This is a genomic window from Pseudomonas sp. Pseusp97 (assembly GCF_047304025.1).
Taxonomy (GTDB): domain Bacteria; phylum Pseudomonadota; class Gammaproteobacteria; order Pseudomonadales; family Pseudomonadaceae; genus Pseudomonas.
The window spans coordinates 1-13,565 of record NZ_JBGLYK010000162.1 but is presented as its reverse complement, the minus strand read 5'-3'; the positions used below and the strand labels follow the sequence as shown (position 1 = coordinate 13,565).

Annotated in this window: 15 protein-coding genes; 10 read left to right on the top strand and 5 right to left on the bottom strand. The window is 65.5% G+C overall.

Annotation, left to right across the window (positions count from 1 at the left end):
* The first annotated feature begins 172 nt into the window (after positions 1-172).
* The 4 genes from ppk2 to ACCC94_RS21715 all read left to right on the top strand — a co-directional run bounded on the left by ppk2 (position 173) and on the right by ACCC94_RS21715 (position 6,095).
* Positions 173-1,090, top strand: coding sequence for a polyphosphate kinase 2 (gene ppk2, locus ACCC94_RS21730; RefSeq protein WP_413351613.1), 918 nt, complete (start codon positions 173-175; stop codon positions 1,088-1,090).
* A 185-nt stretch (positions 1,091-1,275) separates the two neighbouring features.
* The gene (locus ACCC94_RS21725) at positions 1,276-2,889 is read left to right on the top strand and encodes an inorganic phosphate transporter (RefSeq protein ID WP_413351612.1); all 1,614 of its coding nucleotides are present in this window, start codon (positions 1,276-1,278) and stop codon (positions 2,887-2,889) included.
* Positions 2,890-3,259: 370 nt separating this feature from the next.
* Positions 3,260-4,498, top strand: a complete 1,239-nt coding sequence (locus ACCC94_RS21720; RefSeq protein ID WP_413351618.1) for a glutamine synthetase family protein — start codon at positions 3,260-3,262, stop codon at positions 4,496-4,498.
* A 256-nt stretch (positions 4,499-4,754) separates the two neighbouring features.
* Positions 4,755-6,095, top strand: a complete 1,341-nt coding sequence (locus ACCC94_RS21715) for an MFS transporter (RefSeq protein ID WP_413351611.1) — start codon at positions 4,755-4,757, stop codon at positions 6,093-6,095.
* A gap of 43 nt (positions 6,096-6,138) precedes the next feature.
* Here ACCC94_RS21715 and ACCC94_RS21710 read toward each other — a convergent pair whose 3' ends face one another.
* The 4 genes from ACCC94_RS21710 to flgA all read right to left on the bottom strand — a co-directional run bounded on the left by ACCC94_RS21710 (position 6,139) and on the right by flgA (position 8,666).
* On the bottom strand, positions 6,139-6,888 hold the full coding sequence (locus ACCC94_RS21710; RefSeq protein ID WP_413351610.1) for a flagellar brake protein: 750 nt from the start codon (positions 6,886-6,888) through the stop codon (positions 6,139-6,141).
* A gap of 130 nt (positions 6,889-7,018) precedes the next feature.
* Positions 7,019-7,480 carry a flagella synthesis protein FlgN gene (locus ACCC94_RS21705; protein WP_413351608.1) on the bottom strand — a complete coding sequence of 154 codons (462 nt, stop codon included), beginning with the start codon at positions 7,478-7,480 and terminating at the stop codon, positions 7,019-7,021.
* A 42-nt stretch (positions 7,481-7,522) separates the two neighbouring features.
* Positions 7,523-7,834 carry a flagellar biosynthesis anti-sigma factor FlgM gene (gene flgM / locus ACCC94_RS21700; protein ID WP_088416697.1) on the bottom strand — a complete coding sequence of 104 codons (312 nt, stop codon included), beginning with the start codon at positions 7,832-7,834 and terminating at the stop codon, positions 7,523-7,525.
* A gap of 142 nt (positions 7,835-7,976) precedes the next feature.
* Positions 7,977-8,666, bottom strand: a complete 690-nt coding sequence (gene flgA / locus ACCC94_RS21695) for a flagellar basal body P-ring formation chaperone FlgA (protein ID WP_413351615.1) — start codon at positions 8,664-8,666, stop codon at positions 7,977-7,979.
* Between the two features lie 136 nt (positions 8,667-8,802).
* Between flgA and ACCC94_RS21690 the strand changes: the two genes are divergently transcribed.
* Complete coding sequence (locus ACCC94_RS21690) at positions 8,803-9,741, top strand: chemotaxis protein CheV (protein ID WP_413351606.1); 939 nt, start codon at positions 8,803-8,805, stop codon at positions 9,739-9,741.
* A 122-nt stretch (positions 9,742-9,863) separates the two neighbouring features.
* Positions 9,864-10,685, top strand: coding sequence for a protein-glutamate O-methyltransferase CheR (gene cheR, locus ACCC94_RS21685; RefSeq protein WP_413351605.1), 822 nt, complete (start codon positions 9,864-9,866; stop codon positions 10,683-10,685).
* A gap of 289 nt (positions 10,686-10,974) precedes the next feature.
* Here the strand turns inward: cheR and ACCC94_RS21680 are convergent, their stop codons facing one another.
* Complete coding sequence (locus ACCC94_RS21680; protein ID WP_413351604.1) at positions 10,975-11,193, bottom strand: hypothetical protein; 219 nt, start codon at positions 11,191-11,193, stop codon at positions 10,975-10,977.
* On the opposite strand from ACCC94_RS21680, the gene flgB reads away from it, so the two are divergent.
* The 4 genes from flgB to ACCC94_RS21660 form a co-directional block, all read left to right on the top strand.
* Complete coding sequence (gene flgB, locus ACCC94_RS21675) at positions 11,192-11,599, top strand: flagellar basal body rod protein FlgB (RefSeq protein WP_017520251.1); 408 nt, start codon at positions 11,192-11,194, stop codon at positions 11,597-11,599. The two genes, ACCC94_RS21680 and flgB, sit on opposite strands and share 2 nt — an antisense overlap.
* Positions 11,600-11,604: 5 nt before the next feature.
* The gene (flgC, locus tag ACCC94_RS21670; protein ID WP_413351603.1) at positions 11,605-12,051 is read left to right on the top strand and encodes a flagellar basal body rod protein FlgC; all 447 of its coding nucleotides are present in this window, start codon (positions 11,605-11,607) and stop codon (positions 12,049-12,051) included.
* Between the two features lie 18 nt (positions 12,052-12,069).
* Entirely contained in the window at positions 12,070-12,768 is a 699-nt protein-coding gene (flgD, locus tag ACCC94_RS21665; RefSeq protein WP_413351602.1) for a flagellar hook assembly protein FlgD, read from the top strand.
* A 27-nt stretch (positions 12,769-12,795) separates the two neighbouring features.
* Positions 12,796-13,565, top strand: a 770-nt coding sequence (locus tag ACCC94_RS21660; RefSeq protein ID WP_413351601.1) for a flagellar hook protein FlgE, incomplete at its 3' end; no start/stop codon positions are given.

The following is a 13,565-nucleotide window of genomic DNA, read 5'->3' as shown; positions in this document are numbered from 1 at the left end:
CCGGCCAGGCTTCGCGTCCGCCCGACGGCCCCGACAACCCCCCCCACCCCCACCCCCCGCAGCCCAGTCCGCCCCACCACCCCCGCTCCTACAGGTCGGGCGGCCGCTGTCACCAGCCTGACACCCAGCCCACCTAGTCTGGCGGCAAAGCCCCTGTGCGAAGGCCGCCGCCATGCCCCTGACCCATGAATCCGTGATCCGCCGCATCCACCGCGAACTGCTCGACCACAGCGACGAAGAGCTGGAGCTGGAACTGCTGGAGGACGTGCGCAACCTCGACGAGCTGTTCGACGAGCACGCCGACGTCGACGAGGAGAAGCTCGCCCGCCGTCGCTACTTCAGCGAGCTGTTCCGCCTGCAGGGCGAACTGGTGAAATTGCAGAGCTGGGTGGTGAAGAGCGGCCACAAGGTGGTGATCCTCTTCGAGGGCCGTGACGCGGCGGGCAAGGGCGGGGTGATCAAGCGCATCACCCAGCGCCTGAATCCGCGCGTCTGCCGGGTTGCCGCGCTGCCCGCGCCGAACGACCGCGAGCAGACCCAGTGGTACTTCCAGCGCTATGTCTCGCACCTGCCGGCGGCGGGGGAGATCGTCCTGTTCGACCGCAGCTGGTACAACCGCGCGGGCGTCGAGCGGGTGATGGGTTTCTGCTCGGACGACCAGTACGAGGAGTTCTTCCGCAGCGTGCCGGAGTTCGAGCGCATGCTGGCGCGCTCGGGCATCCAGCTGATCAAGTACTGGTTCTCCATCTCCGATGACGAACAGCATCTGCGCTTCCTCAGCCGCATCCACGACCCGCTCAAGCAGTGGAAGCTCAGCCCCATGGACCTGGAATCGCGGCGTCGCTGGGAGGCCTACACCAAGGCCAAGGAAATCATGCTCGAGCGCACCCACATCCCCGAGGCGCCCTGGTGGGTGGTGCAGGCCGACGACAAGAAGCGCGCCCGGCTCAACTGCATCAGCCACCTGCTGGGACTGATTCCCTACGAGGACGTGGAACACCCGGCCGTGGTGCTGCCCCAGCGCCAGCGCCACGAGGACTATTCACGCACGCCGACGCCGCGGGAGATCGTGGTGCCGGAGGTTTACTGAGAACGCTGCTCTTCGTAGGACCGAGGGGGACGCCTGGTTCTTGCTCGCAAACCGCCTGATGCCGTTGAACCCGGTCCGGTTCGCGAGCAAGCTCGCTCCTACAATGTTCGTCTTCTGTGCAGAGACACAACCTGTAACATTCCCCGCCGATCATGACCGGGACACCCTCCAAGCGGACTCCCAGCATGACCACCGATACCCTGGCCGCCGGCGATCTTCCCGTCGTCGAAGACCGGCCCCATCTGGAACACAAGCCCGGCCGCATCACCGCCTTCATCTTCTTCGCCGTGCTCGCCGTCGGCCTGCTGTTCTCGGCCTGGAGCCTGGTGCGCGACGTCGACGACGTCACTACCGCGGTCACCACCTGGACGCCGTTCCTGCTGCTGGGGGTCGCCCTGTTCATTGCCCTGGGCTTCGAATTCGTCAACGGCTTCCACGACACCGCCAACGCGGTGGCCACCGTCATCTATACGCACTCGCTGCCGCCGCACTTCGCGGTGGTCTGGTCGGGCTGCTTCAACTTCCTCGGCGTGCTGCTCTCCAGCGGCGCGGTGGCCTTCGGCATCATCGCCCTGCTGCCGGTGGAGCTGATCCTGCAGGTCGGCTCCTCGGCCGGCTTCGCCATGGTCTTCGCCCTGCTGATCGCCGCCATCCTGTGGAACCTCGGCACCTGGTGGCTGGGCCTGCCGGCGTCGTCGTCACACACCCTGATCGGCTCGATCATCGGCGTCGGTATCGCCAACGCGCTGATGCATGGCCGCGACGGGACCAGCGGCGTGGACTGGGCGCAGGCGACCAAGGTCGGCTATTCGCTGCTGCTTTCGCCGCTGATCGGCTTCGTCTGCGCCGCGCTCCTGCTGCTGGCGCTGCGCCTGCTGGTGAGGAACCGCGCGCTGTACAAGGCGCCCAAGGGCAAGACGCCGCCGCCGTGGTGGATTCGCGGCCTGCTGATCCTGACCTGCACCGGGGTGTCGTTCGCCCACGGTTCCAACGACGGTCAGAAGGGCATGGGCCTGATCATGCTGATCCTGGTCGGCACCCTGCCGATGGCCTACGCGCTGAACCGCACCGTGCCGGCGGACCAGACCGTGCAGTTCGTCGCCATCGCCGAAGTCACCCAGCAGGCGCTGGTCCGCGCCGCCCCGCAGCCGGCTCCGGCCGATCCGCGAGCGGTGCTCTCGGAATACGTGCGCACCAAGGAAGCCAAGCCGGAACTGATCCCTTCCCTGGCGGCGCTGACCGGCGCCATCGGCGCGGAAGTGAAGGGCTACGGCAGCCTGGCCCGCGTGCCGGCCGAAGCCATGGGCAACGTGCGCAACGACATGTACCTGACCAGCGAGGCGATCCGCCTGATGGACAAGGACAAGGTCGGCAACTTCGACGCGGACACCACCGGCAAGCTGGCCGCGTTCAAGGGCAAGATCGACGAATCGACCCGCTTCATCCCGCTGTGGGTCAAGGTCGCCGTGGCCATCGCCCTGGGCCTGGGCACCATGGTCGGCTGGAAGCGCATCGTGGTGACCGTCGGCGAGAAGATCGGCAAGACCCACCTGACCTACGCCCAGGGCGCCTCGGCGGAGCTGGTGGCGATGATGACCATCGGCGCGGCGGACATGTACGGCTTGCCGGTGTCGACGACGCACGTGCTGTCGTCCGGCGTGGCCGGCACCATGGCGGCCAATGGCTCGGGCCTGCAGATGCGCACCATCCGCAACCTGCTGATGGCCTGGGTGCTGACCCTGCCGGCGGCCATCGTGCTCTCGGCGTCGCTGTACTGGCTGTTCACCCATCTGTTCTGACCTTGGGGGATGCAACGAGAACGCCGCTCTCCCGAGCGGCGTTTTCATTGACACCCCCTTGTAGGAGCGAGCTTGCTCGCGAACAGATCATCCGGCGACTCCGGCGCTGGGCTGGTTCGCGAGCAAGCTCGCTCCTACACATGCCGCGTGCGCAAACTCCCATCGAGGCGCGCTTGAAATATCGAACGCGTGATGCGTATTTTGTACGGGCTCGCGCACCTCGCGCGGCGTCCTGTGACAGGGACAAGAAGAACAAGGATAAGAAGCCATGAGTAGCGATCTACGTAGCCCGCTCGCCGAACGCCTGGCTGGAGTGGAAGAGATCGAGTGCGTCACCCCCGACCTCAACGGGGTGCCGCGTGGCAAGGTGATGACCGGCGAGGGCTTCCTCACCGGGCGCCGGCTGCAACTGGCGCGCGGCGTCCTGCTGCAATGCATCATGGGCGGCTACCCGCCGGCGAAGTACTACGGCAGCGACGACGGCGACCTCGCCCTGGTCGCCGAGCCCACCCAGATCCACCGCCTGCCCTGGAGCGACGAACCCCGCGCCTTCGCCATCTGCGATGCGCTGGAGCTCGACGGCAAGCCCTCCGGGCTGTCCACCCGCGGCCTGCTCAAGCAGGTCGTCGCGCGCTACGCCGAGCGGGGCTGGAGTCCGGTGGTGGCAACCGAACTGGAGTTCTTCGTCTTCGCCCCCAACCCCGATCCACTGGAAGCCTTCCAGGCGCCGGTCGGCCTCGACGGTCGCCGCGAGATCGGCCACTCGGCGTTCAGCGTGTCGTCCAACAACGGCCTGCGGCCGTTCTTCCAGGACGTCTACCGTTGCATGGAGGCGGTGGGGCTGGAGCGCGACACCTTCATGCACGAGATGGGCACCACCCAGTTCGAGATCAACTTCCTGCATGGCGACCCGGTGCTGCTGGCCGACCAGACCTTCCTGTTCAAGCACCTGCTCAAGGAAGTCGCGCTCAAGCACGGGCTGATCGTGGTGTGCATGGCCAAGCCGCTGGCGCACACGCCGGGCAGCTCGATGCACATCCATCAGAGCATCGTCGATGGCGAGGGCCGCAATATCTTCAGCGACGCCCAGGGCGAAGCCACGTCGGCCTTCCGCCACTTCATCGGCGGCCTGCAGGCGTGCCTGTCGGACTTCACGCTGCTGTTCGCGCCGAACGTGAATTCCTTCCAGCGCCTGTGCCACCCCTACGCGTCGCCGAACAACGCCTGCTGGTCCCACGACAACCGCGCCGCCGGCCTGCGCATCCCGGCCAGTGCGCCGGTGGCCCGTCGCGTGGAGAACCGCCTGCCCGGTGCTGACGCCAACCCCTACCTGGCCATCGCCGCGAGCCTGGCAGCCGGCCTGCATGGCATCGAGCGGGCGCTGGAACCCACCGCGCCGATCCAGGGTGAATTCGAGGTGCCGCCGGAGCTGCTGCTGCCCTGCACCCTGTACGACGCGTTGCAGCGCCTGCAACGCAGCGAGCTGGCCCGCGAGGTGTTCGGCAACGAATTCATCGATGGCTACTGCGCGACCAAGTCCATGGAGCTGACCAGCTTCTTCGACGAGATCACCCCCTGGGAGCGCCGCGTTCTCGCCGCACAGGCCTGAGTGCGGGAGCGCTGACACAGCTGCGCCGAAACCGGCGCGGCTGTGATCGGCAGCCATCTCCAGGCGATCTTCAGGCCATCCTCGTTCATCCCGCCGACATCCTTCGAAACACCCCGCACGAGCGCGCGCGACGCGCGCCATTCCAGGCCCGGCAGGCCTCTCGACGCGCCGATTGGCAGCCTCTAAGGTGTGAGCGCAAGTCCCGCTTTCCGCTACCCGGCCCTCGCGCCGGGGTTGTCCTGGACCAGGAGGTCCAATGCTTCGGATCGTCACTGCCTTCCGCGCTCTGTACTTCGCCGCCGTCATGCTCCTGACCGGTTCCGGTCTGCTCAGTACCTACCTCGCGCTGCGCCTGGGCGCGGAGAAGGTCGACGGGCTGTGGATCGGCGCGATGATGGCCGCCTACTACCTCGGCCTGGTGCTGGGCGGCAAGATCGGCCACCGGCTGATTGCCCGCGTCGGTCATATCCGCGCCTACGTCGCCTGCGGCGGGTTGGTGACCGCTGCGGTGCTGGGCATCGGCCTGCTGCCCTGGCTGGGCTTCTGGCTGGTGCTGCGGACCGCCATCGGCCTGGGAATGATGTGCCAGTACATGGTCATCGAGAGCTGGCTCAACGAGCAGGCCGAGGCGCGCCAGCGCGGGCTGGTGTTCGCCGGCTACATGGTCGCCTCCTACCTGGGGCTGGTGCTCGGCCAGCTGGTGCTGGTGGTGCATCCGGGGCTCGGCCCGGAGCTGCCGATGCTGATCGCGCTGTGCTTCGCGCTGTCGCTGATCCCGGTGGCGATCACCCACAAGGTCCACCCCGCGCCGCTGCGTCCGGCGCCGCTGGAGCCCCGTTTCTTCATCAAGCGGGTGCCGCAGTCGCTGACCACGGTGCTGGTGTCCGGGCTGGTGGTCGGCTCGTTCTATGGTCTGGCGCCGCTCTACGCGGTGGACCAGGGCCTGAGCACCGAGGAAATCGGCCTGTTCATGGGCGGCTGCATCTTCGCAGGCCTCCTGGTGCAGTGGCCGCTGGGCTGGCTGTCGGACCGCATCGACCGCGCCGTGCTGATCCGCAACGCCGCCATCCTGCTGCTGGTGGTGGCCTTGCCGCTGGCGCTGTTGCCGGTGCTGCCGGTGCCGCCGATTTCATTGGCGTGGCTGTTGCCGATGGGCTTCGTCGTCTGCCTGGTGCAGTTCACCCTGTATCCGCTGGCGGTGGCCTTCTCCAACGACCACGTCGAAGGCGAGCGCCGGGTTTCCCTGACGGCGATGCTGCTGGTGACCTTCGGCGTCGGTGCCTGCATCGGCCCGCTGGCGGCCGGCGCGCTGATGAAGCTGTTCGGCAGCAACATGCTCTACGCCTTCGCCTGTGCCTGCTCGCTGATCCTCATCTGGCGCGTGCAGCCGGAGAAGGTCAGCGGCGTGCACCGGGTCGACGAGGCGCCGGTCAAGCACGTCGCCACGCCGGACAGCCTGGCGTCCTCGCCGCTGTCCGCCGCCCTCGACCCGCGGGTCGACGAAGCGGCTGTCAAGGAACAGATGACAGGCAACGACAGCAGCGCGCCGGTCGCCGAGCCGGAAGAAGAAACAGAGGAAGAAAGCCGGCCCGCGTGAGGCCGCGAGGGAAGGGCGGCAAGCGTTTGCCGCCCGCAGCGAACTAGAACAGCTCGTCCTTCTCGAAGCGCCGGGCTTCGCGTTGCAGCTGGTAGACGAAGCGCTCGATGTTGCGCTGCGCCAGGCCGCTCATCTGGTGGAAGCGCATGCCGGCGAAGCTGTAGCCGACCTTGTCCTCGAAATGCACGTGGCGCAGTTCGACTTCCATGGTCAGCGCGCCGAAGGGCAGGCGCGCGGTGAATTCCTCGTAGACCTGGCCGGGCTGCAGGCGCTCGGCGGCGTTGCCTTCGAGGCGGATCTTGCAGCCGGTGGCGGAGATGTCGATCAGGGTGCCCTTGAGCGGCGACTTCAGCTTGCTGCCGCCGATCTCCACGGCCACCGGCTGGCCCTGGCCCACGGGGGCGCGGAAGGCGTTGCGGCGCTGGTGGTAGAGCATCTCGGGCGGCACCGGCAGCCAGTAGCAGCGGGCGCCGTCGATCTCGGAGAAGAAGGCGTTCTGGGTGTTTTCCCAGGCGATGCGCACGCCTTCATGGAAGGCTTCGATGCGGAACTGCTCGCCGTTCTGCAGGAAGCGCTCGCCGTCGTTGGGGATCAGCTCGTCGAGGGCGACGATGTTGCGCTCGCGGTTGATCTCGACGACGAAGCTCTGGAAGCGCTGGCTGCGCCCTTCGAAGGTGACCACCAGGGGATCGTGACTGTCCATCAGCGTTTTCAGGCTGGCGTGGATCTCCACCGGAGCCTTCAGCACCTTCGGCGGTTGAGGGCCATTTTCCTCGGCGAACAGATTGGACACGGTCCGCGGGTCTCCATTGTGTTTGTTATGAGTCTTGCACGGGGCAGGGTGCGTAATGGCATTTTGCCCTAGGGCGGGCGGGCAGACCAGCGCTGTCTCGCGACATTCGGCGTGGTCGTCGCAGCGGCGATCAGGCCTGGCTGAGCGGGCGCTGGCGGCTGCTCTGGGTGGAGCCGCCACGGCGGTCGTAGAGATTGGGCGTGTCCTGGCCGCGCAGGATGTCTAGCAGGCGACCCGTGCTGGCCTGGCCGGCGCGGATGATCTTGCCGTTGCGCTGGTTGGCTTCCTGGCACTGATCGAGGAGGGCGGCGAGCTGGTCGCCACGCGCCAGCAGTTCGCCGTTGCCGGTGGCCTGGGCGAGCTGAGCGAGACCCTCGCGGTCGACGCTGAAACCGGCCTGTTGGAGCGCCAGGCTGCGTTCACGACCATTGCGCTCGAGCTGCTGGAGCAGCGGCAGCTTGCGGTCGAGCAGCTTCTGCAGCTGGCCCAGGTCGCGCACCTGCAGCGCCTGGAACTCGTCGTCGATCAGCTGCAGCAGCGCGGTGGCTGCATCGATGTCGCCGTTGATCAGGGAAAGCAGGGCGTCAGACATCTTGGGCTCGGCGGTCTACGAGGGTGGTCCAGCGCGAGTGGCTCAGCGCTGGGATTCGAAGTCGAGCAGCTTGCCGGCCACCCGCTGGCTGTCGACCTGATAGCTGCCGTCAGCGATGGCCGCCTTGATGCGAGCCACTTTCTCATTGTCGACCACGGGCTGGTCCTTCAGTTGATCGCTCACTTTCTGCAGCTGTTGCGCGGTGTCGCTGAGCTGTACCGGCTCGCCGCTCTTGGCCGGGGCGTTGACGGTGGGCTCGGCGGCGGCTTCGCTGCGACCGCTCTGGGCGGCACCGCTACGGCCAGTGGTAGCTGGCGTAGTGGCCGGGTTCAGCCGGTTGAAGTCGATAACCATGGTGGAAACCTCTGGAGGTATTGGACGCTTGCCAAGCTTTTCGGCCGTCTGCAGAAAAACTTTAGGCCGATTTTTTGTGCGCCCTTGCACATTTTGCTGAGTGTTGCCGTCATCATGCCAGAAATGGCCATGACCCACAGGGTTACAGGGTGACTTCGACGGTCCCCGGCTCGATCACCCGCGCCTTGACGATACGCTGCGAGCGCAGGTTGCGCACGCGGATCTGCTCGCCGGGCACCCCGTCGGACAGCGCTTCGCCGGGCATCAGCACGTTGATGGTGCTGGTACGCGCACGGATCACCACCTGCTCGCCCTTGCGAATCGCGGCAGCCTGTTCGAGAAAGACCGGCGCGAGCACCTGATCGTTCACTGTGGCGCGCTTGAGTTTCTGCCCCAGGGCGCGCTCGGGGTCGGTCAGGTAGCCCTGGGTCAGCGGGCCGACGTCGCGTTCGACGACGCTGATGTCGGCGGCCTCGATCACGTGGTCGCGCTTGAGTGGCTGGGTGGTGACGACAACCTGACGGTACAGCTTGACTGTCGCCGGCACGAAGACCGTCCAGGGCGAGGAACCGTCGCAGCGTACCCGCACCGTGACCCGACCAACGGGCTGCGCCGGGCTTTCCAGCGCCTGCGTCAGGTCCTTGTCGCACTGCGCCAGGCGCAGCCGGGGGTCGATGCGCGCGACTTCGATGTCGTAGCGGGCGTCTATGCCGGAAGTCTGCAGATAATCTTCCACCTTGAACTCAAGAAAGCCCTGGGTGGAGCCGATAAGGATTTCAGGCGCGGTGAAGCCTTCCGCCCCAGCCGGGGAGAAGGTCAGCGCACCCGTCATGCCGAGCAGCGCCGCCATCAGGGCGCGCGCGAGTCTGGGCTGTCGGAAAACTGTCGTTGCCTGTTTCATGCAACGATCCAAGCAATGGTCATGCCGCCTTCGCGAGTCGGGCGGCGTTGCGTGCACAGGAGGCTCAATGGCCGGAGTCATGGATTCGGTCAACCAGCGTACGCAGCTGGTTGGCCAGAATCGTCTCGAACTGCTGCTGTTCCGCTTGAACGGCAGCCAGCTGTACGGCATCAACGTGTTCAAGGTGAAGGAGGTGCTGCAGTGCCCCCGCCTGACCGTGATGCCCAAGTCCAGCCAGGTGGTACGCGGGGTGGCGAACATCCGTGGCGGCACCATCCCGATCCTCGACCTGGCGCTGGCGACGGGGCGTCACGCCCTGCGCGACATCGCCAACAGCTTCGTGATCATCACCGAGTACAACACCAAGGTGCAGGGTTTCCTGGTGCACTCGGTGGAGCGCATCGTCAACATGAACTGGGAGTCGATCCATCCGCCACCCAAGGGCACCGGTCGCGATCACTACCTGACGGCGGTGACGCGGGTGGACAACCAGCTGGTGGAAATCATCGACGTGGAGAAGATCCTCGCCGAAGTTGCACCGACCTCGGAGGACATTTCCGAAGGCGTGCTGGACGCCGACACCCAGGCCCGCGCGGTGAGCAAGCGCGTGCTGGTGGTGGACGACTCGTCCGTGGCGCGCAAGCAGCTGGTGCGTTGCCTGGAGACCGTCGGCGTGGAAGTGCTGGCGCTCAATGACGGTCGCCAGGCGCTGGATTACCTGAACCAGATCGTGGAAGCCGGCGGACATCCGGGCAGCGACCTGCTGATGGTGATCTCGGATATCGAGATGCCGGAAATGGACGGCTACACGCTCACGGCGGAAATCCGTAACGACCCGCGCATGCAGGATCTGCACATTCTCCTGCATACTTCGCTGTCCGGGGTGTTCAACCAGGCCATGGTGAAGAAGGTCGGCGCTGACGACTTCCTTGCCAAGTTCCGTCCCGATGACCTGGCCGCCCGCGTGTCGGAGCGGATCAAGGCAGTGGATGGCGCAACGGCCTGACCTGGCCTGTCGAGATACGGGTGGCGCCGGTGCCGCCCGTATCGTCTATGTTTTTTTGAACACCGGTCCGGCGGCTGTCGTCGTAGCAGGCAGCAGCTGTCCACGAGTAAAGAGGCGTATCTGTGACATCCACCAATTCTGAGTTCGAGCTGTTCCGGGATTTCCTGGAGAAGACCTGCGGCATCCTCCTGGGCGCCAACAAGCAGTACCTGGTCTCCAGCCGCTTGAACAAGTTGATGGAGCAGCAGGGCATCAAGTCCCTGGGCGAGCTGGTGCAGAAGATCCAGGTTCGCAGCCAGCTGCGCGAGCAGGTGGTCGACGCGATGACCACCAACGAGACCCTGTGGTTTCGCGATACCTACCCCTTCGAGGTGCTGAAGAACCGCGTGCTGCCGGAAATGATCAAGGCATCGCCCGGCCAGCGCCTGCGCATCTGGTCGGCGGCCTGTTCCTCCGGGCAGGAGCCGTATTCGCTGTCGATGGCCATCGACGAGTTCGAGCGCACCAACCTCGGCCAGCTGAAGGCCGGCGTGCAGATCGTCGCCACTGATCTCTCCGGCTCGATGCTCACCGCCTGCAAGGCCGGCGAGTACGACAGCCTGGCCATCGGCCGCGGCCTGTCGCAGGAGCGCCTGGCGCGCTATTTCGACCAGAAGACGCCGGGGCGCTGGACGGTGAAGCCGGCGATCAGGAGCCGCGTGGAGTTCCGCGCGCTGAACCTGCTGGACAGCTACGCGGCGCTGGGCAAGTTCGACATGGTGTTCTGCCGCAACGTGCTGATCTATTTCTCCGCCGAGGTGAAGCGCGACATCCTCCTGCGCATCCATGCCACGCTCAAGCCCGGCGGCTACCTGTTCCTCGGCGCCTCCGAAGCGCTCAACGCGTTGCCCGACCATTACCAGATGGTCCAGTGCAGCCCGGGGATCATCTACAAGGCCAAGTGATGGCCGATGCCCGGCCTGTTCGGGCGGCGTTCCTGCAGTTGCATTCAGACAATCGCGGACGATCTCCGCGATTGGCGTTTCTGCGCCTGGCGAAATCGCGGTGGCGCGTGGACATGAGATGGGTATCGCTGCGCTCCACGCCATCCTACGTGTGCGGGGTGGACGGCAGAGTGCGGTTCGCGAGCAAGCTCGCTCCTACAAGGGACACGCCGGTGTTTGGCTGGGCTGTAGGAGCGAGCTTGCTCGCGAACCGTTGGTGGGGCGCATGACGAGCCTGCGTTATCCGCTGTCATAGCATCGGCAGATCGAAGGCGACGGTCTCGTGCAGCGGCAAGGCAGGGCGATAAAGCGCGGCGGCAAGGAAATCGCTTGCCGCTTTGCCGCTGTTTGCCGCCCTTTGCCGCTCTGGAAATACTCTCAAGCCCTTGATTAACAAGGAATTGGAAATCTGGCACGTACCTTGCTGAAGTGTTGGCAAGCCCACACCGGCAAACAGGTTCGTGACCATGAGCATCAGTTTCGACAAAGCCCTCGGCATCCACCAGCAAGCTCTGAGCTTCCGCTCCCAGCGCGCTGAAGTCCTGGCCAACAACCTGGCCAACGCCGACACGCCCAACTACAAGGCGCGCGACCTGGATTTCGCCTCGGTACTGGCGGCCCAGTCGGACAAGATGAAGAACGGCACCTTCAGCGCCACCCTGACCAACGCGCATCACATCGCCGCGGACGGTTTCGGCATCGGCGACGAGTCGCTCAAGTACCGCAACCCGACCCAGCCGTCGATCGACCAGAACACCGTCGATGAACAGATCGAACAGTCCAACTACGCGGAGAACTCCGTGCAGTTCCAGGCCTCGTTCACCTTCCTCAACAGCAAGTTCAAAGGGCTGATGAACGCCCTGCGCGGGGAGTAATCGCCATGTCGCTCGCCAGTGTCTTCAACATCGCCGGTACCGGCATGAGTGCCCAGACCACCCGTCTGAACACCACCGCCTCGAACATCGCCAACGCCGAGACCGTGTCCTCCAGCGTCGACCAGACCTACCGCGCCCGCCATCCGGTGTTCGCCACCATGTTCCAGCAGGCGCAGGGCGGCGGCGACCAGGGTTCGCTGTTCGGCGAGACCGACCAGGCCGGCTCCGGCGTGCAGGTCCTGGGCGTGGTGGAAGACAAGAGCTCGCTGATCCCGCGCTACGAGCCCAACCACCCGGCCGCCGACAAGGACGGCTACGTCTATTACCCGAACGTCAATGTGGTGGAGGAGATGGCCGACATGATCTCCGCCAGCCGCTCGTTCCAGACCAACGCGGAAATGATGAACACCGCCAAGCAGATGATGCAGAAGGTCCTGACCCTGGGTCAGTAAGCGCTGAGGAAGAGCACGATGAGCATCGATAACAGCAGCATCAACGGCTCCAGCTCGGTTCTGGACCAGTATGCGATCAACAAGGACAGCAGCGGCACCGCTACCGCCGGCAAGAGCAACCTGGGCAAGGACGAGTTCCTCAAGCTGCTGGTGGCGCAGATGAACAACCAGGACCCGATGTCTCCCCAGGAAAACGGCGAGTTCATCGCCCAGCTGGCGCAGTTCAGCACCGTGGAAGGCATCCAGTCGCTGAACACCAGCATGGACAGCGTGCTCTCCAACTACCAGTCGTCCCAGGCGCTGCAGGCCTCGTCGCTGGTGGGGCGTAAGGTGATAGTGCCGACCGAGAAGTCGATGGTGGATACCGCCGAGACCTTCAAGGGCACCTACACCCTGCCGGTGTCCACGGCCAACAGCTGGGTCAATATCTATGACGACAGCGGCACCCTGGTGAACCGCGTCGACATGGGCCAGCAGACCGCCGGCAACGTCAGCTTCATGTGGGACGGCAAGGACTCCAGCGGCAATCTCATGCCGCCCGGCCGCTACAAGTTCGAAGCGCAGACCAACTACGAGGGCAAGACCTACGGCCTGACCACCTTCCTGCCGGCCAACGTCGACAGCGTGACGCTGGGGCAGAACGGCGGCGAGCTGACCCTCAACCTCGCCGGACTGGGCAGCATCGGCCTGTCCAAAGTCCAGATCATTGGCCAGTAAGTCGGCGATACCGACCAGGAGCTAAGCATGTCATTCAATATCGGGCTCAGTGGTATCAAGGCCGCTTCCAGTGACCTCAACACCACCGGCAACAACATCGCCAACGCCAGCACCGTGGGCTTCAAGCAGTCCCGCGCGGAGTTCTCCGACGTCTACGCGGCCTCCGTGCTGGGCAGCGGCAGCAACCCGGTGGGCAGCGGCGTGCTGCTGTCCAACGTGTCGCAGCTGTTCAACCAGGGCACCATCGATTCGACCCAGAACGCCCTGGACATGGCCATCAACGGCAACGGCTTCTTCGTCACCAGCAACAACGGGGCGGTGAGCTACACCCGCGCCGGCTACTTCGGCACCGACAAGAACGGCTATGTGGTGGATAACAACGGCTACCGCCTGCAGGGCTACCCGGTGAATGCCCAGGGCCAGCTGCAGAGCGGCGTGGTCGGCGACCTGCGCATCGAGACCTCGAACCAGGCGCCCAAGGCGACCACCCAGGTCAGCCAGACCTTCAACCTGAACTCCACCAACACCGTGCCGACGGTCACCCCGTTCAACTCGGCCGACCCGACCACCTACAACTCCTCGACCTCGGTGAACATCTATGACAGCCAGGGTAACTCCCATGTCATGACCCAGTACTTCACCAAGACCGGGGCGAACACCTGGACCATGAACGTGCTGGTGGACGGCCGCAACCCGGCCAGCCCGGCTGACGACACCACTGCCATCAGCTCGGCCACCACCGCCGCTGCGGCAACGGGCGCGACCCCGGCCAGCGTGGCCGCGGCGGTTGCCGGTTC

Excerpts from the sequence above, each read along its gene's own strand:
- flgA (WP_413351615.1), bottom strand. The coding sequence starts at position 8,666 with ATGACGGGTGCGCTGACCTTCTCCCCGGCTGGGGCGGAAGGCTTCACC.
- ppk2 (WP_413351613.1), top strand. The coding sequence starts at position 173 with ATGCCCCTGACCCATGAATCCGTGATCCGCCGCATCCACCGCGAACTG.
- flgM (WP_088416697.1), bottom strand. The coding sequence starts at position 7,834 with ATGGTTATCGACTTCAACCGGCTGAACCCGGCCACTACGCCAGCTACC.
- ACCC94_RS21705 (WP_413351608.1), bottom strand. The coding sequence starts at position 7,480 with ATGTCTGACGCCCTGCTTTCCCTGATCAACGGCGACATCGATGCAGCC.
- ACCC94_RS21720 (WP_413351618.1), top strand. The coding sequence starts at position 3,260 with ATGACCGGCGAGGGCTTCCTCACCGGGCGCCGGCTGCAACTGGCGCGC.
- flgD (WP_413351602.1), top strand. The coding sequence starts at position 12,070 with ATGAGCATCGATAACAGCAGCATCAACGGCTCCAGCTCGGTTCTGGAC.
- ACCC94_RS21715 (WP_413351611.1), top strand. The coding sequence starts at position 4,755 with ATGCTTCGGATCGTCACTGCCTTCCGCGCTCTGTACTTCGCCGCCGTC.
- ACCC94_RS21725 (WP_413351612.1), top strand. The coding sequence starts at position 1,276 with ATGACCACCGATACCCTGGCCGCCGGCGATCTTCCCGTCGTCGAAGAC.
- flgB (WP_017520251.1), top strand. The coding sequence starts at position 11,192 with ATGAGCATCAGTTTCGACAAAGCCCTCGGCATCCACCAGCAAGCTCTG.
- ACCC94_RS21680 (WP_413351604.1), bottom strand. The coding sequence starts at position 11,193 with ATGGTCACGAACCTGTTTGCCGGTGTGGGCTTGCCAACACTTCAGCAA.
- flgC (WP_413351603.1), top strand. The coding sequence starts at position 11,605 with ATGTCGCTCGCCAGTGTCTTCAACATCGCCGGTACCGGCATGAGTGCC.
- ACCC94_RS21690 (WP_413351606.1), top strand. The coding sequence starts at position 8,803 with ATGGCCGGAGTCATGGATTCGGTCAACCAGCGTACGCAGCTGGTTGGC.